Below are 25,289 nucleotides of genomic sequence, written 5' to 3'. Positions count from 1 at the left end.
ACGTATCCACGTATACTGAAATGAACGTTTTTTGGGACAAAGGGGGATTTACTTACATGTATGAAAAATGGAAAACCGCTTTCCTTACCATATCAACGCTATTTTTAACCTTTTCTCTTGTACTCCACCCCCAAGCCGCTTTGCAAGCTTCTATTCGCGGGTTAAATATATGGTGGGAAGTTGTATTCCCTTCACTACTACCGTTTTTCATCATTGCAGAACTTCTAATTAGTATCGGTGTTGTAAAATTTATTGGCGTTATATTAGAACCACTCATGCGCCCACTTTTTCGCGTTCCAGGGATAGGTGGATTTGTTTGGGCCATGGGAATGGCTTCTGGTTTCCCTGCAGGCGCCAAATTAAGCGCTAGACTACGAAAAAGCAATCTTTTAACTCAGATTGAAGCGGAGCGCCTCGTTTCTTTCACAAATTCTTCTAATCCACTTTTTATTTTCGGTGCTGTGTCTATCGGTTTTTTTAATAATCCGAAATTAGGAATTATATTAGCGGCTGCCCATTATTTCAGTAACTTTGCCGTCGGATTAATTATGCGTTTTTACGGACATAATACCGCTTACAAAAATAATACACACACTACAAAAAAACGCCGCTTTCAAAACCCTTTTTTAATTCTTCACGAGACGCGCTTACAAGAAAAAAGGCCAATCGGTAAATTACTTGGGGATGCTATCGTTTCTTCTATTCAAACATTACTTATGATTGGCGGATTTATTATTTTATTCTCTGTGTTAAATAAAATGATTACTGTATTCCACATTACAGCAGCTCTTTCTTTTATTATGCAACATATTTTATCATTCTTCCAACTAAGTACGGATTTTAGTATACCTATATTATCAGGTATTTTCGAAATGACACTCGGAAGCCAAATGATTAGTCAAATAAATGAAACACCGCTCTTACAACAAGCTATGGTAACAAGCTTCATTTTAGCATTTAGCGGTCTTTCTATTCAGGCACAAGTTGCTAGCATATTAGCTGAAACAGATATCCGATTTAAACCCTATTTTTTCGCACGAATTATTCAAAGTATTCTTGCCCCTATTTTTACATTTGTATTTTGGACACCATTTTATGAGAAAGTGAGTTCTTTCTCACCTATACCAAAAGATATTCCTGTATTTTTATCCAAGCATCCTTCTATACTACATGAAATTTGGACATCTTTTATACATTACGGACCAATTTTTACATTATTTTGTCTATACTTATATATTATTTTATTATTTTTGCGCACGTATAAAGAAAAACCCCGTTCACTTTAACGGGGTTTGAAACTTTTCTTTTAAAGCACGCTCCACAATAGGAGGTACAAGATCTACTACACTTCCTCCATACCTCGCAACTTCTTTCACAATACTCGAGCTTAAAAATGAATATTGGTTGTTTGTCATAATAAAAAATGTTTCAATATTTTCATCTAATTTTCGATTCATAGAAGTAATTTGCATCTCATATTCAAAATCAGAAACTGCTCGTAAACCACGTAATATTGCATTTGCATTACGCATTTTTGCATACTCTACTAACAGCCCACTATGCGAATCTACTTTTACATTCGGGATATCCTTTGTCGCTTCTCGAATTAGTTCTAATCGCTCTTCAACTGAAAAGAATGGTTTTTTTGATGAATTGTTTAAAACGACTACGTACACCTCATCAAATACTTTTGCTCCCCTTTTAATAATATCCAGATGCCCAAGGGTAATTGGATCAAAACTTCCTGAAGAAATAGCTATACTTGTCATTCTGTCCCCTCACCTTCATACTTATAAATCGATATTGCAGTAATCCCATAATTCTCAGCTCTTACTTTCACAAGCCTGCCTATTGAATTAGGTAAAACCACATCATTACCATGCTCTGCCATAATTAATCCATCACTATGCAGCAATCCATGTTGATCCATTACACTAATTAAAGATACAATTTTTTGCTCTTTATATGGAGGATCTATTAATATAAGATCGAATGACATTTCACGTTTTATTAGCGCCTTTACTGCACGTTCCGCATCATTTCGATATACTTCAGCTTGTTCCTGTATTCTACAACTTTCTAAATTTTGATGAATTACTTTTATCGCTTTACTATCCCTATCAACAAAAATCGCTTTATCGATCCCTCTGCTCAAAGCCTCAATTCCAAGACCACCACTACCACCAAATAAATCAAGGGCAATACCACCATCAAAATAAGGACCTATCATATTAAAAATAGATTCTTTTACTTTATCTGTCGTTGGACGTGTTGTATTACCAGGAACCGCTTTAAGTGGGTGTCCTTTACATTTTCCTGAAACTACTCTCATCTGTTGTCACTACCTTTATTTCAATCTATCGAGCGATTATACAAAGCCATTCCCACTTCGGTAACCGTTAACAAATTACATTCACCTAAATATCGGAAAACTCACCATCAAATAACCGCTCATTATTTTTATGTATTCATCTCATCATTCACTAATATGAATCCAATATGTATATTAGTTCCACTTTATCTTTTTTATCCTATCACAAAATAAAAAAAAGAAAAATAAAAAGCCCAACATAAAATTTAATTTCATTATGTATATCTTCATTTAGATTGGACATAAATAATTATAACAACATCACCTTCGATGTTGTTGCCAACCGCGGAGAAGACTTACGTTTCCCCATAAGTTCTTCCTCCGGTTTCTCCTCTCCCTTTTCCTTCTTACTAGTACATGCTAGTATAAGAAGGGCCCTGCTATGCAGGGTTTTTTTTCTTTGTGTGCTTTTCATTTAAAAAGTGAAATGGTACAGTAAAAGAAAGAGGAGGAAAAAATATGATTCAACGCTTTATAGAACTCGGAGAAGGCTACTCTGATTTATATGAATTACTTGAAATTGCCAAAACAAATCAAGAACGTATAGCACATATGTTACAATTTGAAACGATAAAAAACGATAAAAAAGTGTGTTCGCTTGTTGTAATATTAAAACCAACTACTACTGGTGATTTCCAACCATTATACATATGTCGTGAAGGCATTCCTGTATTTGAAAATAAAAAAAGTAAACGTGTCATTTTATTTGAAGAAACGGCAGAGCAACTCGGAAAAAAAGTGGCTACTTTTACTGTAAAGCCATCTACAACTTTCCCAGAAAAAGAACTATTTTTTAATCATTTAATTGGCATTTTACGAATGAACAATTTCATTCCTCCGATGAAATAACACTTTATTTCAATTAAAAAATCCCCCACTAAACTTAGCAGGGGATTTTTTCTATTAGCTATAATCGTATTCTTTTGCTCGATCAGGACGGGAATTTTCAAATTCCGTTTTTAAATACGGGCGATACGACTGTTCTATCTTTTTCACAAAAGGAAGTTTGTTCAACTTATGCATCATATGCTCAATTTGTTCCATGTCACAATATACTACAGCATATTTTAATCGTTTTGATATGTAATGTATGTTACCATATTTCCTTAAAATCTTGGCATGTTTCAATGAATGTAAATAAACAATCATACTTTGTCGTTGCCCGAACATAATCTTCTCCATCTTCTCCTTTTAAAAACATATATTTTATATTCTATGAAAACCAATCAGAAATTTATAACATTACAGGACAAACTCTGTATACGTTTTCTTCCAACTTCTAAAAAACGGGGTACATCACCCCGTTTTTTTACAACCACAACCTCCGCCAGTACCACAACCTCCACCACAGCCACCAGCATCAAAGAATGGATTTCCTGTTGGTACTTTAATGGAAGAAGACACTTCCGAACCGATTGCTACACTAACTTCATCTAATAACTTCTGCAAAGCAGTTTCTGCTCTTTTAAAAGCTGCAACCTTATCATGTAAGTCCACAGAACGCTTTAATTCTCTCATTTTCATTGATACGGTAGTGTAGTCAGGATGGTATTTTCCAAAACGCTGTACTTCCTCATACCGTTCTTTCATCGCTGTAAATTGCTGAATTAACGTCTGAAGTTCTATATCTTCATGTAATTCTCTATAATACTTACGATAATCTTCTGCTATATCTGAACAGATAATCGCTTTTGCAAGCTGCTCTGCCTTATCTAATATTAATACGCTTTCTAGCGTCGCTACAATCATGAGAGACACCTCCGAGTATCCATCATACCACATTTAGATTAGAACTACTAATTGAAGTGACTTACTCAAAAGAAAGATATAATGAAACTATTTTCACACTATATCCGTACACACTTATACATTAATATGTTCCGCTATATTATATTTAAGAACATCCCATTTCCCACTATTTTGTTTCACATAACTAATACACGCATTTTTTAATGGTGTCTTAAATGTAATTTCATCTGGTTCAATGGCATGTAAAATTGCTTTTATCGCGTGTGAGTGAGCAACAATAATAATACGTTTGCCAAAATGAGTTGTTGCAACATCTTCTAAAGCAGCAAAGCAACGAGCTACAATCTCTTCATCTTGCTCCATACCTTCTACTTTACCCTCAGCAATCAACTCTCTAACAGTCGCAACTGGCTTCCCTGAAGCTTCTCCAAAATTCCGTTCAACAAATCGATCATCTAATAAAATCGATTGTAATCCAGCCGCCTTTGCGATTTCATTAGCCGTTTCTTGCGCTCTAATTAACGGGCTACTTATAATGATATCCCACGTTTCTTCTTGTAAAGCAGCTGCACTTTGACTCGCTTGCTTCTTACCAACTTCATTAAGCGGAATATCTTCTCGCCCCTGAATAATTTCTTGAAAATTCCAATCAGTTTGTCCATGTCGTACTAAACAAATTTCCGTCATGCTGCAACTCCTTTTTAAATAATCAATCTCTATTGTAACAAAAGTTCTGCATGACGGACATATTTTTCACTTGCAATTAGGTTGCATTTTGTTGCTTCATATACTGAAACATATCAATCATGATCGAAGCAACAGCCAATTGATTTTGAAATTTTTCCACTTTATCTGGTATTGTTTTTTTGAAATGTTGCATCGCCGCTAACTCAAAAGCCTCTTTTTCTTCAGGATTTCGTGTTAATTTTCTATACCAGTACGGTTGCTCTCTAATATAGCGAGATAAATCCTCATCAGCCTTTATAAACTCCATAATTTCTGCTCTCATCATCTTTCCCCCCTAATCCTTTTGAAAGAAAAACGGGTTATTTTCTGAAGTACTTTGTTCTTGCTGCGTACGGTTACCTTGAAATTGCTGAATAACTTGTTGCACGCTCCCAATAGCACTCGTCACATTGGCTAAATGGTTCTGCATTTGTTCCACGTCCAACTTTTTAAAAAAAGAAAGCATTTGCCCCATCACATCAGCAGTTTTTTCCTCTTCAGTTCGATTATCTTTTTCTTTTTTATTTTCTTTTACCGAAGAAAACGCAGGCGCTCCATCCGGTCTATAAGTTGCCCATATTGGATCTTCTTCACCAAGTAAGTACCATTCTTCATAAAATTGTTGCCAAGTTTTGTGACCATTTCTAACCTCATGAACCATTTTAGGGTGATGGTTTACAAATTCTTTAAACTGTTGAACCGATGGATGTAACGGCCCTTTTGTTGTTGGCATAATCCTCACCTCTCCATGTATATCTACTATATAGTAAGAAAAAAAAGGCACATGGTTCGCCTATTTTCAGACGATTCATGCACCTTTTTTTCTGCTATTTGCATACGGTCAGATTCCCACCTACAATTCAGTGAATACGAAGTAACTAATTAGGTGATGTAACACCCCACCGCTTACAGTTTCGCTTTATTTTCGAATAAAGTTTTGTGTATAAAATTTATCGTATACACCAACACCTAATCCTGTAAATTGTTCATTTAATAAATTCTTTCTATGCCCCTCACTATTTAACCAACCTTGCACTGCCGCAATTCCATCACTATGTTGCGCCGCTATGTTCTCACCAGCAAGTTGAAATCCTACTTTCCCGCGCTGCAATCGATCTCCTAGCGTACCTAATGTAGGTGAGTCATGAGAAAAATAATTATTGTCTTTCATATCTTTACTGTGACCAACAGCAACATCTGCTGTTTCCTGATCCCATGTTAATAATGATAATTTATGACGACTTCGAATGATATTTGTTAAATCAAAAATTTGTTGCATATTCCCATTTTCTACTTGTTTTATTTTTTCTGGAGTCAATGGTTGTTCTGCTATTAATTCACCTGAATAAACGAGCTGATACGGTCTTTGGCGTAATAATGTTTCATCATCCATATAACGAACACCCACAAGCTCATGTGTAAATTGATCAAAATACAATTGCGCCCATCCATCTTCTACAGGTATTAACGGTTGTTCCATGACTTCGGTATCAGATAGTTCAAATTGATAACTATTTTTCCCTCTTTTTAACGCAATTTCATGCGAAGGCGGACTTTTTTTATATACTTCTTCATATTTTTCATTTATATAATAAGGTGGAACCTTAACTTGTTCACCAGCAGCATACGCCGTTACAACTTTACGTTCAGAAACTCCAAATTGAGCATACTGAGTTAAATCCTGATTGTATACCCACCATTCATATCCGTATGCAGACGGCTCTATTCGAGAGGGTTCTCCCCACTTCGCCAATAAATTTTCAGAGTCTTCACCAATCATATTTAAAACAGTGTCTGAGGAGTCTTCCTTAATTTGCTTTTTCTTTTTCACAATTTTATTTTCTTGCTTTGATTGAGATGGGGTTAATATATATTGTGAAACGAGTAATTTTCCGTATAAATCAACAGCTAAAATTAAAAATGTAATCATTACGATACGCAATAATTTCTTCAAACGATATACCTCCTGAACAAAACATAAAATTGAGATATACACAAATCCTTTTCTTTCTTTTTGTGTGTACCGTACTCTTTTCACTATATCATATTTTCGTGAAAAAAGTCTGGATTATCCCTTTTCTCTCAATATGAATTGCACTTTCTTATTATTCATACTATTATAAAAATAATGGTGTAACATTAAAAAAGGAGGTATTATATGCAATTTACAAATACGAAATTTAATGGAGCCGTCGTTGAATTAACTCTTTTAACTGAAATCATGGAAAACAACCACTTCGTACTTGCTGGACAGTGGGATTATGAACGGGTTACATACGATTATAAATTTGAAATATTAAAGGATATTTATTATTTACGAGTGCAAGGAGTTGCTGTTGAAGGTGACATCGGCAGTAGACACGCTGAAGTAAAACTACTCCCCCCCTTATTAGGAAAACATTATTATCCTCACGGCGTTGAATATGGCGATGATGAGACTTTCCCAACGAATGTACTTCAAAAAAGTGAACAACTCCTACAAAATGTCGAAAAAGAGTTAAAAGAACTTCAAATTATTGATTAACAAAAACAAGCGCATCAATATGATGCGCTTGTTTTATTTCCCTTCCCTAAGAATGAATCGTTTTTTTTACTGGATATCCATAAATAGATCCATCTTTTACTTTAATCTCATCTTCCCAAGGAACCTTATATTTACCTTCAGCTAAATCTTTTATAAACGTATATGGGTTTTCTTTCACCCCACCAGGAGTTGCTACATATCCTCTTGAACCTAGATTATATATATTATTTTCTAATCCCCATCCTAATCTAGCCTGATCTGCTAGTTCTGGATATACTTCAGCAGTAACAATCTCCCAAGGATTTCGATGCCCCTGTACTAAAGTAGTCCCATCAAAATTACATACTTGTCCTTCACCAAAGTAATAAAATACACCATCATAACCCGCTAAGTTTACCGACAATGTATACATTAAATTCTGCCATGCATTTGAACGATTGGTTAGCATCCATTGTTCACTAACTTGTGTGCTATATCCAGAAATACGAATCAAGACATTTGCACCTTTATAGGCCGCTTCACGAGCTACTTCAGGGAACATGCCATCATGACAAATACAAACAGCTAATTTACTTCCTCCAGGTCCAACACAAACAGGTAAGCCTAAATCTCCAGCTTTCCAAGGCTCGACTGGTACCCAAGGATTTAGCTTACGATACTTCAAAATCATTTCACCTTGTGGATCAATAATAACTGCTGTATTATATGGCTCTCCACCACCAGGATTTTTTTCCATTATCGAAAAAACACCATATACTTTAGATTCTTTACATGCCTCAGCAAATAAGTCGGTTTCTGGCCCAGGCACTGTACATAAAAATTCTTCTGTGGTCCATTTTTTTGTATTGAGCCCTTGTGTACTATATTCAGGAAATACTATTAATTCTAATCCAGGATAACCTGATTTGGTCGAATGAATTGTTTTTATGATTTGTTGAATTTGTTTATCAATGTCCGCACGTGACTCTACTACTGGTACTGGATATTGAATTAGCGCTGTCAAAAAACCACTAATCGGCTTTACCATACTTCCACTACTACCCATTAAAATTCCCCATTAAAATAGTTCGTGTTTATTAAAGATAACAATATATTTTTGTAACTCTCTAAAAAACTTGCACCACATATGGAATTATTACGCATGAAAGCTAGTAGTAAATTTTATATCCACTTTTAGTACACGCCTACACTAACTTAACATAAATAATTAGAAAATTCAATCTTTCATGAAAAACTAAAACTAAGTAAAAAAAGCGTATGGAATCCCATACACTTTTTTTACTTAGTTTGTAAATACGGCGGCAATTGTTGCAACTGCTCCTTATCCTTTTCACGTTCTCTACGTGCCCATCTAAAGAATACATAGCCTATAATTGTACCGTACACTATTTCCTGGACAATTTTCATTATGATACCACCAGTTTGCTGGTCTTGTACTACTGGCATCCAGTGCAAAAATTCCGGTCCCGTTATATTTAAATCTGATAAAGTGCCCGCTGGTACACATAGTTCCATCGCTTTCATCCAAGCAGCCGGATCCGTATACGTTGCAAATAACGGGGCTGTCGCAAAAATTATTAACGCACAAGCTGGCGTTAATAATATACCATTAGCAAACATGTAACCAAGTTTCTTTATATCACTTAACGTTTGATATTCTGGTAATGGATTTAACATCGGCCACCACATCATGATTGCTGTAAAAAACAATATAGCGAGACAAATAGGATGAGCAATTTGACTTTGTTTTACCGTATCAAAAACAACTGGTAAATGATAAAAAGAAAACAGGCCGTTAAATACAAACAACGCAATAAGTGGTTTAGCAAATACCTTTAATATAATTTGAACGAACTTAAAAGAAGTAATGTAACGATATAACCAAGTTGGTATACCAAGCAACAGTAACGGTGGAACTGCAATATACATGACTGCCATTTCAAACATATGAGCACTAAATATAATATGGCCAATTAAATCAATAGGCCCTCCCTTTACAAAATACAAAAGAACAATACCAGTCGTAAAATAAAAAATTTGCTTCTTACTTACCTTCGTCGCATTTTCAAATCGCATTCTATAAGGTCCAATAATTAAGAAGTACCCAATAAGAATCGAAAGCATAAATAATAAAAAAATTGGACTCCATAAAGCCTGAAAACCAAATATCCACAAGTTACTCATTTTCACACCTACCTTCGTAAGGTTATCCCATAATATGAAGAGGGAGCTGTGACAACACAAGCTCCCTTATATTTCACTTTTCAAATCCACACAATTGTCATAAAAGCTAAAATTGTAATTAACCCTATTAGCAGACCAGAGTAAAGAAAGAAACTTGCTGCTTCATGTCCTTTATGGCTCATATGCATAAAATAATACAATTGAAAAATTACTTGTACCACTGCTAATAGTAAAATAAATGGCACAGAGAAAGTCGGACTAAAAGTTTTTGGATACGCCACTGCTACAAATGCAACTAATGTTAAAAAAATCATTAATGCAAACGTAATAACTTGATGCTTCATTTCCTCCGCACTTTTTCTCTTCCGATAAACAAGATCAACTTTAGGATTATTTGTTTGCTTTATCGCCATTGTTTATCCCACCATTCCCATTAAATATACTACAGTGAAAATAAACACCCAAACTACGTCAATAAAGTGCCAATAAATTGATGCAACATAAAACTTCGGTGCATTGTATAAATTTAGACCTCTCTTCGCATTTCTAAAGATTAATGTTAAAATCCAACACAACCCAAACAATACGTGGAGTCCATGTGTACCAACAAGAGCATAAAATGCAGAGCCAAACGCACTACTTCTCATAGTATGCTTAAATTCATGTGTATAATGATAAAACTCATATATCTCAAACCCTAAAAATCCTAAACCTAGCAATACAGTTACTAGTAACCAAAGTTGCATTTTCTTAAAGTTAAAGTTTTTCATGTGATACATCGCATATACACTTGTTAAGCTACTCGTTAATAAAAGCATCGTCATAATGAAAACGAGTGGCATTTGGAACATTTCTTGAGATGTTGGTCCACCATTTGTAGAATTCTTTAATGCTAAATATGTTCCGAATAAGGAAGCGAACAACACTGTTTCGCCTCCAAGAAATAACCAAAAACCAACAAACTTATTTTTCCCTTCAAGGGTTGCTTTTTCAGGCTCTGCTGGAAATGTTTCATTCGTTAATTTTTCATCTACATGCATTATGCCTTGCCCCCCTTATCATCTAAATCTTCCTTATGAATATGGTATCCATGATCATCGATTACTGAACGTAGGAACATTGCGCCAAATGTAATGATTAAACCAATAATTGCTACTAATAACCAGAACTTATCTTTTCCGCCCTGCATATACATTGCACCAAATGCCGCTATAAACAATCCGAAAGAAATGACAAATGGTGAAAACGAAGGATTTGGCATATGAATATCACCAATTGGTTCCGCTGCTGTCATCTCTTTATTACCTTCACGTTTTTCAATCCAAAACGGATCTAATCCGCGAACAAATGGTAGTTGTTTAAAGTTATATTCTGGTGTCGGTGCTGGCATCGTCCATTCTAATGTACGTGCATCCCACGGATCACGACCAGCTTTTTCTTTTGATACTGTCGTTTTAATTACATTGAATAGAAGAACAATCGTCCCAAGAGCCATAAACACCGCTCCGATAGAACTAATCATATTCCCCATTTCCAACCCTTGCCCTTCAAGATATGTGTAGTAACGGCGTGGCATACCAATCAAGCCAAGGAAATGCTGAATAAAGAACGTTAAATGGAAACCGATAAAGAATAGCCAAAACGTTATCTTTCCTAATGTTTCATTTAATACTTTATTAAACATCAGTGGCCAATAATAATGAGCTCCTGCAAGTAAACCAAATACAACACCGCCAACGATTACATAATGAAAATGTGCTACTACGAAATAATTATCATGAAATTGATAATCAGCTGGTGCAGATGCTAGCATAACCCCTGTAACTCCACCCATTACGAATGATGGAATGAAAGCTACTGCCCACATCATTGGTGTCGTAAAACGAATACTTCCGCCCCACATTGTAAAGAGCCAGTTGAATATTTTGATACCAGTCGGAACCGCAATCGCCATTGTTGCAACTGAGAAAATAGCATTAGCAACTGGACCAAGTCCAACAGTAAACATATGATGCGCCCATACCATAAATCCTAAAAATCCAATTAATACAGTCGCAAACACCATCGATGAATAACCAAACAATCGTTTTTTCGAAAATGTCGCGAAGATTTCTGAGAATATTCCGAAAGCTGGGAGTATAAGAATGTATACTTCTGGATGACCGAAAATCCAGAATAAATGCTCCCATATAATTGTATTCCCACCCAATGCTGGATTAAAGAAACTTGTTCCAAATAAACGATCTAACATTAAAAGTCCTAATCCTACAGTTAACGGTGGAAAAGCGAATAATATAAGCGAAGATGTTACAAATGTCGTCCATGTAAACATCGGCATACGCATATACGTCATTCCTGGCGCACGCATATTAATAATGGTGACAAGGAAGTTAATCCCTCCAATTAATGTACCAATACCTGAGATTTGCAAACCGAGTACATAGAAATCAACACCATGACCTTTAGAAGCTAAAGCTAAAGATGCATAAGATGTCCATCCTGCATCAGGTGCTCCACCTAAAAACCAACTTAAATTTAAAAATACTCCACCAAAGAAAAATAACCAAAATCCGAGTGAATTCAAAAACGGGAACGCTACATCACGTGCACCAATTTGAAGTGGTACAGCGGCGTTCATAAATGCAAACACGAGTGGCATAGCTGCGAGGAAAATCATTGTTGTACCGTGCATCGTCAATACTTGATTATAAGCATCCCCAACAAGAAAAGCGTTGTTAGGAATCGCTAATTGAAGGCGAATAAATAGAGCTTCTATTCCGCCTATTACAAAAAACAATCCACCTGCAATTAAATAGAGAATGGCAATCTTTTTATGGTCTACTGTCGTTAAATAATCCCATATGACAGCACCCATCCCCTGTTTTTTTGCTACAGAACTCACGTTTTCAACCTCCCCTTCGCGAATAATCCCTCTTTACTTTTCAACTTTTAACGTTTGTAAGTATGCATTTAATGCATCAATTTGATCATCCGTTAAGTTGCCATATTTGCCAGTCATTTTGTTTCCTGGCTTCATATTTTCAGGATCTTTCAGCCATTTTTTTAAGTTTTCTTCATTGTTTTCGGCAATACCGGCAACCATATCGCGATCCGCAAAGTTTGCTAAGTTTGGTGCGATACGAGCGGAAGGTGGTCTACTATCATTAGATCCAACTGCGTGACAACCAATACAGCTTTTATTAAATATTTCTTGGCCCTCTTGCGCCTTTGTTGAAGCTACTTCTTTCTTCCCATCAATCTTCTTCATATCAGCAAGCCAATTTTTGTACTCGCTTTCATCTAAAGCTTTCACTTTAAATTGCATTAAAGAATGTGATGGGCCGCAAAATTCTGTACAAAAACCATTATAAGTGCCCGATTTATCTGCCTTTAACCACATTTTGTTCACATTGTCTGTATTTGTATCCATTTTCCCAGCTAAAGATGGAACCCAAAATGAGTGTTTAATATCGGCACCCTTCAAATTTAAATACACTTTCTTACCTGTGGGGATGACTAAATCTTGCGAAGTTACTATCTTTTCTGATTTATAAGAAAATTCCCACCAATAAAGATTCGCTGTTACATCAACAACGATAGTATCTTTATCAATATTCTTTTTCTCCATCGCACTTACATCAGCAAGTTTGAATGTATATGTAACCGTTGGAACAGCTAAGATTAGTAAAAGAATAATCGGAATAACTGTCCATATAATTTCTAGCTTGTGATTTCCTTCAACTTGCTCTGGAATATAATCTTCCTGACCTTTCTTTTGTCGGAAACGCACAATTACATACAAGAAAATAATAGTAACTACTAGTACTACTCCTACCATGATTGCACTCGCCAGTAGAAGTAAATCATATTGCATTTTTGCTACTTCTCCTTGCGGAATTAAAGTAGATTGAAAGGCTTTACCGCATCCCCCTAACAGTAAAGCCAGCAGTGAAACGAACGAAAGCAGTCGCCACTGTTTCTTCATACAAACAACCCCCACTTTCCTTGTGAATTAGATTGTACTTTATAGTTAAGTAAAGTAAATCTCAACGTAAAGAAATCCAATTATGTCGTTGTCTTAGAAGAATGTAACTACAATCATTGATACAAATAAGATTGTTAAATAATTTAGGGAATAAACAAACATTTGCACGGACCATTTTATGTCATCTTTCTTACGGAATCCATAAAATCCTAAAACGATCCATCCGATGTTAAGCAGTGTTGCAATTACCATAAATGTTATCCCTAGTCCACTCATATAAAATGGTAGTGGTAATAAACATACTGTCCAAATCATAATTTGGCGTTTCGTAATTTCAAATCCATGAACTACAGGAAGCATTGGAATTCCTGCATTTCGATATTCATCAACACGTTTCATCGCTAATGCAAGGAAATGTGGGATTTGCCAAATAAACATAATTAAAAATAACATCCAAGCAATTGGATGACCTAAAGATGGATCGATTGCTGCCCATCCAATTAAAGGTGGAACTGCACCAGATATACTACCTACAACAGTATTTAGTGTATACTTTCTCTTTGTCCATAAACTATATAGAACAACATATGTGAAAGCACCAATAAATCCCATTAAGACTGCCATTGGTGTTGTTAATAATAAAAATACAAAACCAAGAAGTAATATGACTAGTCCAAATGTAAGTGCAAATCCTGGTTTATACTTTCCAGTAACCGTTGGACGGGTCTTTGTTCTTTCCATTAATGGATCGATGTCTCGATCAATGTAGTTGTTTAAACAACATACCCCTGCCATAACTAATCCAGAACCAACGATTGTAAAGAATAACTTATCCAGATTGTCCATTACACTTAATCCATTAAAGTGTAATGCCAACCAAAATCCTGTAAATACAGTAAGTGTATTTGAGTTTACAATCCCCATTTTAACGAGTGCTTTTAAATCTTGTATCCGAGTTGTTTCCGGTACACTTGTAACAGCGGACTCATCATGCAGCTCACTTGTTGCATGGTTCATCACTCTAACCCCCTCTTAAAACTTTCATCTTTCTTTTTGCGCCTATTTCAAATGAAATAATTCGCTTCTATATAGCAATATTATTACAGTAGAAACATTGTTAACCCATTCTACTACTAATCTACGCCCATACTCCAATATATTAAATCATATTTCCCGAACATTTTGTGAAGAAAACATGAACTTTTTGTGTCGAATATAAAAAACTTCATTCTGACTTGTCCTTATCATAACATGATGTTACCTTCTATAATAAACTATTTTATCCTATTTAACACGTATTCTCCCCATTTCTTTTCAAAACAGCCTATTTTTCACCTAAATTTTTCCTTAGGAACCCTGTTTTTACACCTTTTTTCTCCCCCTTTCCTTTCCCCTCCATTTCTTTGCTATTTTATTATTTTTTATATATCATAGGAACTAGCGCGTTTTATTCTATACATAATGGAATGAAAATATTTCGCAATAACTTCATAGCAGAAAGATGGTGAAAGAGATTGCAACGCTTTATTAAATGGTTAGCAGTCATTACAAGCCTTGATTTATTAATAGTTTTATTAGGAGGCGCTTTAGTTACAAAAACAGGTTCTGGTCAAGGTTGTGGTAAATCATGGCCACTTTGTAACGGTGAATTTGTTCCATCTAATTTATCAATGGAAACTATTATTGAACTTAGCCACCGATTAACATCAGGATCAGCTGGAATTCTTGTCACTCTCCTTTGTATTTTGTCCTGGAAATATTATAAACATGTGCGTGAAACAAAAACGTTAGCAATTTTATCCTTCGTATTTTTAGTTGCACAAGCATTAATGGGAGCAGCAGCAGTTGTTTGGGGACAAATGCCAGCTGTACTTGCTATCCATTTCGGTATTTCCTTAATTTCATTTGCTTCTGTCATTTTATTAACGTGTCTTATCTTTGAAATTGACCAAAAATTTGATGCACGTTCTCTTATTATGGACAAAAAAATGAAATTTCATATTTATGGTGTAACAATTTACAGTTATATCGTCGTCTACACAGGTGCTTTAGTACGTCACGAACGAGCTAGCTTAGCCTGTCCAGACTTTCCTTTATGTAGCAAAAACAGACCTATGCCAACTCAACTACATGAATGGGTTCAAATGGGCCATAGAGTTGCAGCAATGTTAATTTTCGCTTGGATACTTTACGCGATGATTCTCGCTATTCGTCATTACAAACAGCAACCTGTAGTATATTGGGGATGGATCATTTCATTTATCCTTGTTACACTTCAAGCTGTAGTAGGAATTTTAGTTGTATTTACAAACGCTAGTTTAGCAATGGCATTGTTACATTCTCTATTCATTTCTTGCTTGTTTGCCGTACTATGCTATTTAGTTATGTTAGGAACAAGAAGTAAAATGAATGCAAAAGAAGCCGGATCAACTTCTAAACAAACAAAATAATTTAAAACTAAAATCCCTTGCCAATTCGGCAAGGGATTTTTTGCAATAAAGAAAAGAGCTGTATTTACACAGCTCTTTTTTTATTTTAGTGATCTAATTCAATAAGTAAATCACCCGTTTGAATTGCATCACCATCGTTAACATATACTTTTTTCACTTTACCATTGAACGGCGCTTGAACTGTCGTTTCCATTTTCATCGCTTCTGTAATTGCCATAGAATCGCCTTTTTTCACTTCATCGCCTTCTTTTACAACTACTTTAATTACCGTTCCTGGCATTGTTGCACTAATGTGATTTGGATTTTCACGGTTTCCTTTCACACGTTGTGCAACTGTTGCTTTCACACTCTCGTCTTTCACGACAATTTCACGTGGTTGACCATTAAATTCCAAGTAAAGGACACGATTTCCATCCGGCTGTGGTTCTCCAATTGATACAAGTTTAACCATCAATGTCTTACCTTGTTCAATTTCCACATCAATTTCTTCACCTAGTCTCATACCATAGAAGAATGTCGGTGTATCAAGTACAGATACATTTCCATAAAGCTCAGCAACTTTTTCATAGTCCATAAATACTTTTGGATATAATGCATATGCAACTACATCAAAAATTGTTACTTCGCGTCCAAGTTTATGGAATAATTCTTCTTTTAACGCGTCGAAATCTACTGGCTCTAGTAGTTCACCTGGTCTTACTGTTAACGGCTCTTTCCCTTTTAAAATAATCTTTTGCAATTCTTTCGGGAAACCACCGTACGGTTGACCTAAATCACCAGAGAACATTTCAACAACAGATCCAGGGAAGTCCAAAGCATGTCCACGCTCTAAAACATCTTGTTCTGTCAGGTGGTTTTGAACCATAAATAACGCCATATCGCCAACAACTTTTGATGATGGTGTTACTTTTACAATATCTCCAAACATGTCATTCACACGACGGTACATTACTTTCACTTCATCAAAGCGATCTCCTAAACCAACCGCCTTCGCTTGTTGCTGAAGATTACTATACTGTCCACCTGGCATTTCATGCATATATACCTCTGTGTGAGGTGCATTCATACCACTTTCAAACGGTGCATAGTATTTGCGTACATCTTCCCAATAATGAGATAGCTTTTCTAAAGAATCGATATTAACATCTGGTTGTCTTTCATTTCCACCTAGTGCATAGAATAATGTGTTCGCACTCGGTTGTGACGTTTGACCAGCCATAGAACTCACTGCTACATCGACAATATCAACACCTGCTTCAATTGCCTTCGTATACGTTAATATACCATTTCCACTCGTATCGTGCGTATGCAGGTGAATCGGAATCGATACCGTCTCTTTTAATGCTGAAACTAAATCATATGCTGCGTTTGGTTTTAGTAAGCCAGCCATATCTTTAATACCTAAAATGTGAGCTCCCGATGCTTCCAACTCTTTTGCTAAGTTTTTATAATAATTCAAATCATATTTACTACGTAATGGATCATGAATATCTCCTGTGTAGCACATTGTTGCTTCTGCAATTTTACCAGTATCTCGTACAGCATCAATTGCAACTCTCATACCTTCTACCCAGTTTAAACTATCAAAAATACGGAACACATCAATGCCTGCTTGAGCAGAACACTCCACAAATTTTTGAATTAAATTATCTGGATAGTTTTTGTAGCCAACTGCGTTTGACGAACGTAGTAACATTTGAAATAAAACGTTCGGCATTTTTTCACGAAGATCTAGTAATCGTTCCCATGGATCTTCTTTTAAGAAACGATACGCGACATCAAACGTTGCACCGCCCCACATTTCAGCTGAGAATAGGTTTGGTAACATTCTCGCTGTTGGCTCTGCAATTTGATGTAAATCTTTTGTACGAATACGAGTTGCAAGTAATGACTGATGTGCATCACGGAATGTTGTATCCGTTAAAAGTACACGGTTTTGATCCTGTACCCATTTTACTAATCCATCTGCTCCACGCTCGTCCAAAATTTGTTTCGTTCCATTTTGGATTGGCTCTGAATGTTTTAAACATGGAATACGAGCATCTGGGAATATTGGCTTTTCTTTTTTCCCTACTCCTGGGAAGCCATTTACTGTTACTGAACCAATATAATTTAACATTTTCGTTCCGCGGTCTTTACGTTTCGGGAATAAGAATAGTTCAGGTGACACATCAATAAACGAAGTATCATATTCTCCTGATAAGAAGTTTTTATGTTTTACTACATTCTCTAGGAATGGAATATTTGTTTTAATACCACGAATACGGAATTCTTTTAAGTTACGTTCCATTTTTGCAGCAGCTTGCTCAAAAGTAAGTGCCCAAGTTGTAACTTTTACAAGTAAAGAATCGTAGTATGGTGTAATAACTGCACCTTGGAAGCTATTTCCTGTATCAAGACGCACACCAAAACCACCGCCTGATCGATACGCCATAATTTTTCCTGTATCCGGCATAAAATTATTTAGTGGGTCTTCAGTTGTTACACGAGATTGGATTGCAAATCCGTGTACAACCACTTCCTCTTGCTTCGGAACACCTACTATTTTACTATGTAATGCATGTCCATCAGCTATTAAAATTTGCGATTGAACGATATCGACTCCTGTGATCATCTCTGTAATCGTATGTTCTACTTGAACACGTGGATTTACTTCAATAAAGTAAAACTCATCATCTTTTACAAGGAATTCTACTGTTCCTGCATTTAAATAGTTTACATTTTTCGTTAACTTCACAGCAGCATCACAAATACGCTGACGCAGATCATCTGAAAGTGATACACTCGGTGCTATTTCTACAACTTTTTGATGACGACGTTGTACAGAACAGTCACGCTCGTATAAATGAGCAACATTGCCTTCTTCATCTGCTAAAATTTGTACTTCTATATGTTTAGGTTTTTCAACGAATTTTTCGACGTAAACTTCATCATTACCAAAGGCTGCTTTCGCTTCTGATTTTGCTCGATTATATGATTCTCCTAATTCCTCACTAGTACGCACAATACGCATACCACGACCGCCACCACCAAGGGACGCTTTAATAATAATCGGGTAATCATACTTTTCAGCAAATTTTTCGACTTCTTCTAATGAATCTACTGGACCATCACTACCAGGTATAACTGGAATTTGTGCTAGCTGCGCTTGTGTTCTTGCTTTCACTTTATCTCCAAACATATCTAAATGCTTACTTTTCGGACCGATAAAGATAATTCCTTCTTCTTCGCAACGTTTCGCGAATTGAATATTTTCTGACAAGAAACCATATCCAGGGTGGATTGCATCTACATGATTACTTTTTGCAATCTCAATAATGCCTTCAATATCTAGATAAGCATCAATTGGTTTTTTTCCTTCCCCAACTAAATAGGACTCATCGGCTTTATAGCGATGATAAGAACCACTATCCTCTTTCGAATAGATTGCAACTGTTTTTAATCCAAGTTCCGAACAAGCTCGAAACACACGAATTGCAATCTCTCCACGGTTAGCTACCAATACTTTTTGAATACGTTGCAGCTTTGTCATGATTTTCCCCCTCTACTTTCCTACCACTCTAGAGATAAAATATATACACACCTTAAAAAGCGTGAAGTTCTTCACTTTCCACATTATATTATACTTAGAAAGCTTCACTTTATTTTTATCCATCATACCTTATTTTTTAACAAATGATAAGTTTTCTGTGCAATTTGTTTCACAAAAATAGTATAGCATACCTCTTCCTTTTCTAACAACTCAATTGTATATCACATTTAAATAAATGTGATATATCTTTTAACTGAAAGAGAAATTAATACATCATATTTAAAACTACTTGAAAATAAAAAACACATCCTGCTCTAAAGCACGATGTGTTTTTTATTTTACAACTACAAGATGTGGTCCATTTTGTTCTCTTTCTTTTATTACACTATTCTGTTGTTTTTCTTCTCGTTTTACATGACTAGCAATATTAAGTAGTATTCCCATCGCAAGTAGATTAGCTATTAAGGAACTCCCGCCATAACTAATAAACGGTAAAGGTACTCCCGTAAGCGGTATTAATCCAGACATACCACCAACATTAACAAAAGTTTGCACTCCCATTAAACTTGCAATTCCGATTGCAATTAAACTTCCAAACGGATCTTTACATTTTTGAGCAATCCTGAATGAACGAATAATAATAAGTAGCAAGCAAATTAAAATAATAGCTACACCAATAAAACCTAACTCTTCAGATATAATAGCCATAATAAAATCTGTTTGCGGTTCTGGTAAATATCCATATTTTTGCACACTATTTCCTAATCCCCGACCATTTAGCCCTCCTGAAGCAATTCCAATAAAAGAATTTACCAATTGGAATCCATCATTCTGAGGATCATTGAATGGATCAAGGAAAACTGAAAAACGTGCCTTTTGGTAACCACTTAATTTATAATTAGCCAGAAAATATAGCGCCGGAATCCATACTATAGAAGTTAAAACAATTCGTTTAATCCATAAGTTAATCCGTACCCCTGAACAAAGAAACATAATCCCGACTGTTCCTGCAATTAACAAATCGGTACCTAAATCATTTTGCTTTAAAATTAAAAACATTGCCATTCCAACAAAACCAAGTGTAAGTCCCGATCCTTTAAAAACAGGTGTATTTGTCTCTTGTCTTCTTGCAAAAAAGCGAGCTAATATAATAATAATTGATAATTTAACAAATTCAGCCGGCTGTATACCTAATATCCAACCTTTTGCACCATTTATTTCCTTACCAAAAATCAAGGCTGCTGCTAGTAAAGCAATACTTCCTAGCCCCATTGCCGATAAAATTATTCGTTTCCTCCAAAACTTATAAGGTAATGAAGCCACAATTGCTAACAATACCGTTCCAATAGCTAAAGTTATTAATTGTTTTTTAAAAAAGTAATTTGCTGGCCAGTTATGCCTCGAAATCGCAACAATGGAACTCGAACTATATACCATTATAACTCCCAGCACACATAAGATAACAAGAGGAAGTAACAATGAATAATCCATTGATTTCCATACTTTTTTCATTTCATTTCCTCTTTCTGTTTCAATTTAATTATTGTTGTATTCCATATGTACATTGATTCTTCCTGCTTTATTATACAAATAAAAAGCTCAAACTAATTTAGTTTGAGCCCCCTTATTTGAACCCGTTATTGTTGTTTGTTTGTAAACGCTTCATGAAGTGCAGATAACTCACGTTCGAGCTCACCTAACATTGCTTTCCCTTGTTCTTCTGCAATAAGACCAAGGCGAACTGCAAAATCGACCTCGCGGGATAGTCCAAACATTTGTGTGTCTAACACTTCTTCATATAATGGACATTGCGGCATTGTAAGATGGTCCATTTGCACCTTAATAAGTCTTAAAATCTTCTCTGCATCCGCTTGTAGAAGGGCTAGTGCCTTTTCCTGATGATTTGCTACTGTCTCAGACGCCAAATTGATTCCCTCCGTTTCCGTCCTACTCTCCTCTATCCTATCTATTAATATTAGCGATAGTTTTCATAAATTGCAATAGAAACATTTTTTGTGACAACAGTGTCTAATGCTATTATACTGAAAAGTGGGAGTATAACACAAATGGGGGAACAACAATGAGCGAAATTTTATTTATTAACGGAAAAGTACGTTTTCCAATCACTATTGATCCAACTGTTTGGATCTTTGATGATCGAAAAGTAGATTTGACAACTTACTTTGATGAAACTAGAGAAAACACGTCTGAACTAGAAACTTATTTAAAAAACACTTCAGAACATTGGGATCGTGAAATTCGTGATGGTGCTGCCTTCCCGCCGATACAACAAAGTGTAAAGAAATATAAAAAAGAACAGCTAATTACTGGAACATTTGGTATACCATTTCATCCATTCCTTGCTAACGCTGAAATTTTAGAGGACGCTACGCAAGTTGAAATTGAAACTGTAGATCATACAATGACACTTCCATTAGAAACTGTCAAAAATGCTATACTAGGTTTTTCAAAAGAAGGAAAGCCATTAAAAGAAGACGGACCTGTTCATCTCTATTTCAATGATGGATCTAATCGACAAAATCCAATCCGGAACATCCGTAAATTTACAATTATTTAAAGAAAAGGAGTGAGCTTAAGCTCACTCCTTTTTACAATAAATCTGCTGCTAGTTGAGCTAAATTAGATCGCTCCCCTTTAACAAACTTCACATGACCACTAATGCGCTGTTCTTTAAACTTCTCTACAACATACGTTAAGCCATTATTATATTCATCTAAATATGGGTGATCAATTTGCTGAGGATCTCCCATCAATACAATCTTACTCTTTTCCCCTACCCTAGTTAGTATCGTTTTCACTTCATGCTTTGTTAAATTTTGTGCTTCGTCAATGATAATGAACTGATCTGGAATACTTCTCCCGCGTATATAAGTAAGGGCTTCTACTTCAATTGAACCCATTCCAGCTAAAATAGCATCTAACTCTCCTGGCTTTTTCGTATTAAATAAATACTCTAGGTTATCAAAAATTGGCTGCATCCATGGTCTTAACTTTTCTTCTTTTTCTCCTGGTAAATAACCGATATCTTTTCCGACTGGGACAATTGGTCTTGCAACGAGTAATTTTTTATATAACCCTAAGTCTTCTGTTTGCATAAGTCCCGAAGCTAATGCAAGTAACGTTTTTCCTGTGCCGGCTTTCCCTGTTAACGTTACAAGCGGAATATCTTCACGAAGCAACAATTCTAATCCCATGATTTGCTGCACGTTTCGTGGTCGTATCCCCCACACTTGTTCATTGTGAAAAATAAGTTTCTTTACCTTCTTACCTAAGTGATCCACGATGCCAAGCGCAGAACTAGAGCCCCCCAATGCATCTTTCATTACTACAAATTGATTTGGGTAAAAAGGGTGATTCGCAATTTCAGATAGAGGCAATTCACCTTTCTCATAAAAATAATCCAATTGTTCTTTTGATATATATCCTTCTAAAAAGCCAGAATATATATTTTCTACTTCAATTACGCGATCACTTAAATAATCTTCAGCCTTCAAACCAATTGCATCAGCTTTTACCCTTACGAGTACATCTTTACTTACTAAAATAACAGACTTCCCGTCCTCTTTTTCCTGTTCTTCTAAAGATAAATTTTTTGCTACAGCTAAAATTCGATTATCATTTGTTTTTTCTACAAAAATATCTTGTAGTTGCACAAATGAACGATGGTTCAATTCAATACGAAATGTTCCGCCGTTTTCTAGCGGGATACTTTCATGCAGCTTTCCTATTTCACGAAATTTATCTATTAACTTAGATACATAACGAGCGTTTCGTCCTACTTCATCCATATAACGTTTTTTCGAATCAACCTCTTCTAATACAACTGCTGGAATCACTACTTCATTGGTTTCAAATGAAAAAATAGATAAAGGATCCTGCAAAAGTACATTCGTATCTAACACATAAATTTTATCCAACCTGTTACCCCCTGACTCCACTTTTAAATTTGTAGAACAAGGGTTTCATCCATAAAATATGGACGAACCATTGTTATAATTATATGTACCGTGTAAACGAGGTAGAATCGAAAATCATAGTCATTAAACCTTTTATTTATTCTTTATTCATTTCTATTCAATATATTACCTTTTATTATAATTATTAACGTTAAATCACAATAACCGATTACAAAAGTGAATAAACGAATTTCTTATTTAGCATCTTTATAATTCTCTTATCCCTACTAGCACTTCGTTATCCAGCTTTTTCGCTGCCCGAAGATCATATGTTTTTTCATATGTTGGTTCAATTGCAAGTTTCGCTCCATAAAACATAACATCACGCACTTCTTGCACATTTACTTCTATTACAGTTAATTTTAAAGAAATGCCTTCCATTCTATCTGTCAAAATTTCACCTGCACCACTTATGGAAAATACGGATTCATTCGCCATTATAGTCAATACCACACCTGTATTATGCCGTATATTTTCCACAATACGTGAACGTTGATCTACTGCAAATCGAATACTAGTTTTACTCACTGCATACACCCAAGAAATAGCACTTACGTTAGGAACTTGTTTTTCGAAATCTGTCGTTGCTATCATAACAATACACTCTTTACGCAACGTTTGTACTAAACCCTCTGTTAAGGTAGGCTCTACTACATTCGCCATATTTTCACCTCCAAACATACTTGGTATATCCTTATCATAACTTATTTTTTGAATTGCGAAAATATTATTTTTTCCCACTATTATTCAAAAACATTATACTTCCATGATATACTTATACTGATAGAATTCGTATTGAGGTGACGAAATGAGAGTCAAATGTATGATTTGTGATAAAAAAGATATGTTAGATGATGAAAATCCTATGGCAAAAAAACTGCGTAATCGCCCTATTCATACATATATGTGCATGGAATGTTCGGAACGAATTGCAGAGCGTACAATGGAACGTCATGCAAGTGGTAATTTCCGATTATATCGTGATAAAAAAATCGAAGATGATTGGTAAAATGTAAATAAGTCCTTACTCATATAGATAAGGACTTATTTATATTTTTCTGGTTCACGATTCATCTGATCCAAAAAACAATCAATGGCTTCTAACGGAAACCTTGCAGATTTCCGTTCTCCATTTATTTCGTATGTAATTAAATACATCTCCTCGTTCTTTTCGACTTCCACATTTTTTAATTTATGTTCTTCATATATCATATTTTGAAATAACAAATACGTTTCTTTTGCAGCACTATCATCTGGACGTGCTTCAGCAACTGTTTTAATTGTTAACCAATTATATAGTGCATCTTGTACTGAACGCATAAAAACTCCCCCTTCCTCATCCTGCTTTTTGTTGTTTCGCTTGACGCAAACGTAATCTATAAATCCCAAGTACAATTGCTGCTACAACAAGTCCTTCTCCAACGGGTAAAAATACAGCAAAAAAGGTTAATACTGTACATCCAATTGCTAATGATATGTATATCACAATATTTTTAAGTACAGACAACTTTCTAGCAAACCCTAAATTATAGACGAGAGCACTTAATATAATAATCGTCCCATAAAGTAACCACATTCCTAACTCTGGATTTTCATCTACCTTACACAATTTTGCAAAAAAAGACATCCTTTCTAACACACTCTTCCCCCCTAGCAGTAAAATACAATTTTCTTTATACACTTAATACAAGAGTAACTCGCAAAAAAAATACTGTCCACAAAAAAGAGTAAATATTCTAAAAAATAAACAAAATAAAAAACAACGACCTTTTATAAAGGTCGTTGTTTTTT

28 protein-coding genes are annotated in these 25,289 nt (G+C 35.3%); 6 read left to right on the top strand and 22 right to left on the bottom strand.

What is annotated here, in order from left to right:
- Window positions 1–56: 56 nt before the first annotated feature.
- Window positions 57–1,286, top strand: coding sequence for a sporulation integral membrane protein YlbJ (gene ylbJ, locus ASE54_RS06840; RefSeq protein ID WP_000273087.1), 1,230 nt, complete (start codon window positions 57–59; stop codon window positions 1,284–1,286).
- Here ylbJ and coaD read toward each other — a convergent pair.
- Complete coding sequence (coaD, locus tag ASE54_RS06835) at window positions 1,278–1,769, bottom strand: pantetheine-phosphate adenylyltransferase (protein ID WP_000200601.1); 492 nt, start codon at window positions 1,767–1,769, stop codon at window positions 1,278–1,280. The genes ylbJ and coaD overlap by 9 nt on opposite strands.
- Window positions 1,766–2,332, bottom strand: coding sequence for a 16S rRNA (guanine(966)-N(2))-methyltransferase RsmD (gene rsmD / locus ASE54_RS06830; RefSeq protein ID WP_001266977.1), 567 nt, complete (start codon window positions 2,330–2,332; stop codon window positions 1,766–1,768). Before rsmD ends, coaD begins: the two co-directional genes overlap by 4 nt.
- A gap of 498 nt (window positions 2,333–2,830) precedes the next feature.
- On the opposite strand from rsmD, the gene ASE54_RS06825 reads away from it, so the two are divergent.
- Entirely contained in the window at window positions 2,831–3,220 is a 390-nt protein-coding gene (locus ASE54_RS06825) for a hypothetical protein (RefSeq protein WP_000616017.1), read from the top strand.
- 54 nt (window positions 3,221–3,274) lie between these two features.
- Here ASE54_RS06825 and ASE54_RS06820 read toward each other — a convergent pair whose 3' ends face one another.
- From ASE54_RS06820 to ASE54_RS06795, 6 genes are all read right to left on the bottom strand, one after another.
- Window positions 3,275–3,541 carry a YlbG family protein gene (locus tag ASE54_RS06820; protein WP_002082261.1) on the bottom strand — a complete coding sequence of 89 codons (267 nt, stop codon included), beginning with the start codon at window positions 3,539–3,541 and terminating at the stop codon, window positions 3,275–3,277.
- A gap of 126 nt (window positions 3,542–3,667) precedes the next feature.
- Window positions 3,668–4,120 (bottom strand): YlbF family regulator, encoded by a 453-nt coding sequence (locus ASE54_RS06815; RefSeq protein WP_000634361.1) that lies wholly within the window; start codon window positions 4,118–4,120, stop codon window positions 3,668–3,670.
- A 114-nt stretch (window positions 4,121–4,234) separates the two neighbouring features.
- Entirely contained in the window at window positions 4,235–4,807 is a 573-nt protein-coding gene (locus ASE54_RS06810; RefSeq protein WP_000134944.1) for a histidine phosphatase family protein, read from the bottom strand.
- 76 nt (window positions 4,808–4,883) lie between these two features.
- The gene (locus ASE54_RS06805; RefSeq protein WP_001200990.1) at window positions 4,884–5,129 is read right to left on the bottom strand and encodes a YlbE-like family protein; all 246 of its coding nucleotides are present in this window, start codon (window positions 5,127–5,129) and stop codon (window positions 4,884–4,886) included.
- A 12-nt stretch (window positions 5,130–5,141) separates the two neighbouring features.
- Window positions 5,142–5,579, bottom strand: a complete 438-nt coding sequence (locus ASE54_RS06800) for a YlbD family protein (protein ID WP_001143333.1) — start codon at window positions 5,577–5,579, stop codon at window positions 5,142–5,144.
- A gap of 186 nt (window positions 5,580–5,765) precedes the next feature.
- Window positions 5,766–6,800, bottom strand: coding sequence for a CAP domain-containing protein (locus tag ASE54_RS06795; RefSeq protein WP_000735371.1), 1,035 nt, complete (start codon window positions 6,798–6,800; stop codon window positions 5,766–5,768).
- A gap of 204 nt (window positions 6,801–7,004) precedes the next feature.
- Here ASE54_RS06795 and ASE54_RS06790 point away from each other — a divergent pair, with 204 nt between their 5' ends.
- Window positions 7,005–7,370, top strand: coding sequence for a YugN family protein (locus ASE54_RS06790; RefSeq protein ID WP_001160945.1), 366 nt, complete (start codon window positions 7,005–7,007; stop codon window positions 7,368–7,370).
- Window positions 7,371–7,416: 46 nt separating this feature from the next.
- Here ASE54_RS06790 and ASE54_RS06785 read toward each other — a convergent pair whose 3' ends face one another.
- The 7 genes from ASE54_RS06785 to ctaB all read right to left on the bottom strand — a co-directional run bounded on the left by ASE54_RS06785 (window position 7,417) and on the right by ctaB (window position 14,556).
- Window positions 7,417–8,415 (bottom strand): formamidase, encoded by a 999-nt coding sequence (locus tag ASE54_RS06785; protein ID WP_000535809.1) that lies wholly within the window; start codon window positions 8,413–8,415, stop codon window positions 7,417–7,419.
- A 233-nt stretch (window positions 8,416–8,648) separates the two neighbouring features.
- A complete protein-coding gene (ctaG, locus tag ASE54_RS06780; protein WP_000069031.1) occupies window positions 8,649–9,554 on the bottom strand; it encodes a cytochrome c oxidase assembly factor CtaG in 906 nt (301 codons plus the stop codon).
- An 80-nt stretch (window positions 9,555–9,634) separates the two neighbouring features.
- Complete coding sequence (gene ctaF / locus ASE54_RS06775) at window positions 9,635–9,967, bottom strand: cytochrome c oxidase subunit IVB (protein ID WP_000985703.1); 333 nt, start codon at window positions 9,965–9,967, stop codon at window positions 9,635–9,637.
- Between the two features lie 3 nt (window positions 9,968–9,970).
- Complete coding sequence (ctaE, locus tag ASE54_RS06770; protein ID WP_000557861.1) at window positions 9,971–10,594, bottom strand: cytochrome c oxidase subunit III; 624 nt, start codon at window positions 10,592–10,594, stop codon at window positions 9,971–9,973.
- The gene (gene ctaD, locus ASE54_RS06765; protein ID WP_153587159.1) at window positions 10,594–12,429 is read right to left on the bottom strand and encodes a cytochrome c oxidase subunit I; all 1,836 of its coding nucleotides are present in this window, start codon (window positions 12,427–12,429) and stop codon (window positions 10,594–10,596) included. The genes ctaE and ctaD overlap by 1 nt, the downstream gene beginning before the upstream one ends.
- Before the next feature lie 60 nt (window positions 12,430–12,489).
- The gene (gene coxB / locus ASE54_RS06760; protein WP_000745273.1) at window positions 12,490–13,539 is read right to left on the bottom strand and encodes a cytochrome c oxidase subunit II; all 1,050 of its coding nucleotides are present in this window, start codon (window positions 13,537–13,539) and stop codon (window positions 12,490–12,492) included.
- Between the two features lie 93 nt (window positions 13,540–13,632).
- Window positions 13,633–14,556: a protoheme IX farnesyltransferase gene (gene ctaB / locus ASE54_RS06755; RefSeq protein WP_001015054.1), complete on the bottom strand. Its 924-nt coding sequence runs from the start codon at window positions 14,554–14,556 to the stop codon at window positions 13,633–13,635.
- 497 nt (window positions 14,557–15,053) lie between these two features.
- Here ctaB and ctaA point away from each other — a divergent pair, with 497 nt between their 5' ends.
- Complete coding sequence (gene ctaA / locus ASE54_RS06750) at window positions 15,054–15,989, top strand: heme A synthase (protein WP_001188739.1); 936 nt, start codon at window positions 15,054–15,056, stop codon at window positions 15,987–15,989.
- Window positions 15,990–16,074: 85 nt separating this feature from the next.
- Here the strand turns inward: ctaA and pyc are convergent, their stop codons facing one another.
- The 3 genes from pyc to ASE54_RS06735 all read right to left on the bottom strand — a co-directional run bounded on the left by pyc (window position 16,075) and on the right by ASE54_RS06735 (window position 21,446).
- Window positions 16,075–19,521 (bottom strand): pyruvate carboxylase, encoded by a 3,447-nt coding sequence (gene pyc, locus ASE54_RS06745; RefSeq protein ID WP_000164052.1) that lies wholly within the window; start codon window positions 19,519–19,521, stop codon window positions 16,075–16,077.
- Window positions 19,522–19,854: 333 nt separating this feature from the next.
- Complete coding sequence (locus tag ASE54_RS06740) at window positions 19,855–21,033, bottom strand: FtsW/RodA/SpoVE family cell cycle protein (protein WP_000758407.1); 1,179 nt, start codon at window positions 21,031–21,033, stop codon at window positions 19,855–19,857.
- 125 nt (window positions 21,034–21,158) lie between these two features.
- On the bottom strand, window positions 21,159–21,446 hold the full coding sequence (locus ASE54_RS06735; protein ID WP_000135694.1) for a YlaN family protein: 288 nt from the start codon (window positions 21,444–21,446) through the stop codon (window positions 21,159–21,161).
- A 155-nt stretch (window positions 21,447–21,601) separates the two neighbouring features.
- Between ASE54_RS06735 and ASE54_RS06730 the strand changes: the two genes are divergently transcribed.
- A complete protein-coding gene (locus tag ASE54_RS06730; RefSeq protein WP_001289810.1) occupies window positions 21,602–22,099 on the top strand; it encodes a hypothetical protein in 498 nt (165 codons plus the stop codon).
- 31 nt (window positions 22,100–22,130) lie between these two features.
- On the opposite strand, the gene ASE54_RS06725 is transcribed toward ASE54_RS06730, so the two are convergent.
- A complete protein-coding gene (locus tag ASE54_RS06725; RefSeq protein ID WP_000358083.1) occupies window positions 22,131–23,459 on the bottom strand; it encodes a PhoH family protein in 1,329 nt (442 codons plus the stop codon).
- 246 nt (window positions 23,460–23,705) lie between these two features.
- The gene (locus ASE54_RS06720; protein WP_000024600.1) at window positions 23,706–24,161 is read right to left on the bottom strand and encodes a pyridoxamine 5'-phosphate oxidase family protein; all 456 of its coding nucleotides are present in this window, start codon (window positions 24,159–24,161) and stop codon (window positions 23,706–23,708) included.
- 145 nt (window positions 24,162–24,306) lie between these two features.
- Here ASE54_RS06720 and ASE54_RS06715 point away from each other — a divergent pair, with 145 nt between their 5' ends.
- Window positions 24,307–24,507: a YlaI family protein gene (locus tag ASE54_RS06715; RefSeq protein ID WP_002082250.1), complete on the top strand. Its 201-nt coding sequence runs from the start codon at window positions 24,307–24,309 to the stop codon at window positions 24,505–24,507.
- 35 nt (window positions 24,508–24,542) lie between these two features.
- Here ASE54_RS06715 and ASE54_RS06710 read toward each other — a convergent pair whose 3' ends face one another.
- Both ASE54_RS06710 and ASE54_RS06705 read right to left on the bottom strand, forming a co-directional pair.
- A complete protein-coding gene (locus ASE54_RS06710; protein ID WP_001258138.1) occupies window positions 24,543–24,818 on the bottom strand; it encodes a hypothetical protein in 276 nt (91 codons plus the stop codon).
- A gap of 16 nt (window positions 24,819–24,834) precedes the next feature.
- A complete protein-coding gene (locus ASE54_RS06705; RefSeq protein ID WP_000893662.1) occupies window positions 24,835–25,137 on the bottom strand; it encodes a YlaH-like family protein in 303 nt (100 codons plus the stop codon).
- Window positions 25,138–25,289: the final 152 nt, after the last annotated feature.

Origin of the sequence: Bacillus sp. Root131, from assembly GCF_001429475.1 — a bacterium.
Taxonomy (GTDB): domain Bacteria; phylum Bacillota; class Bacilli; order Bacillales; family Bacillaceae_G; genus Bacillus_A; species Bacillus_A thuringiensis_S.
The sequence above is the reverse complement of the archived record's forward strand: the minus strand, read 5'-3'. Positions and strand labels throughout refer to the sequence as shown.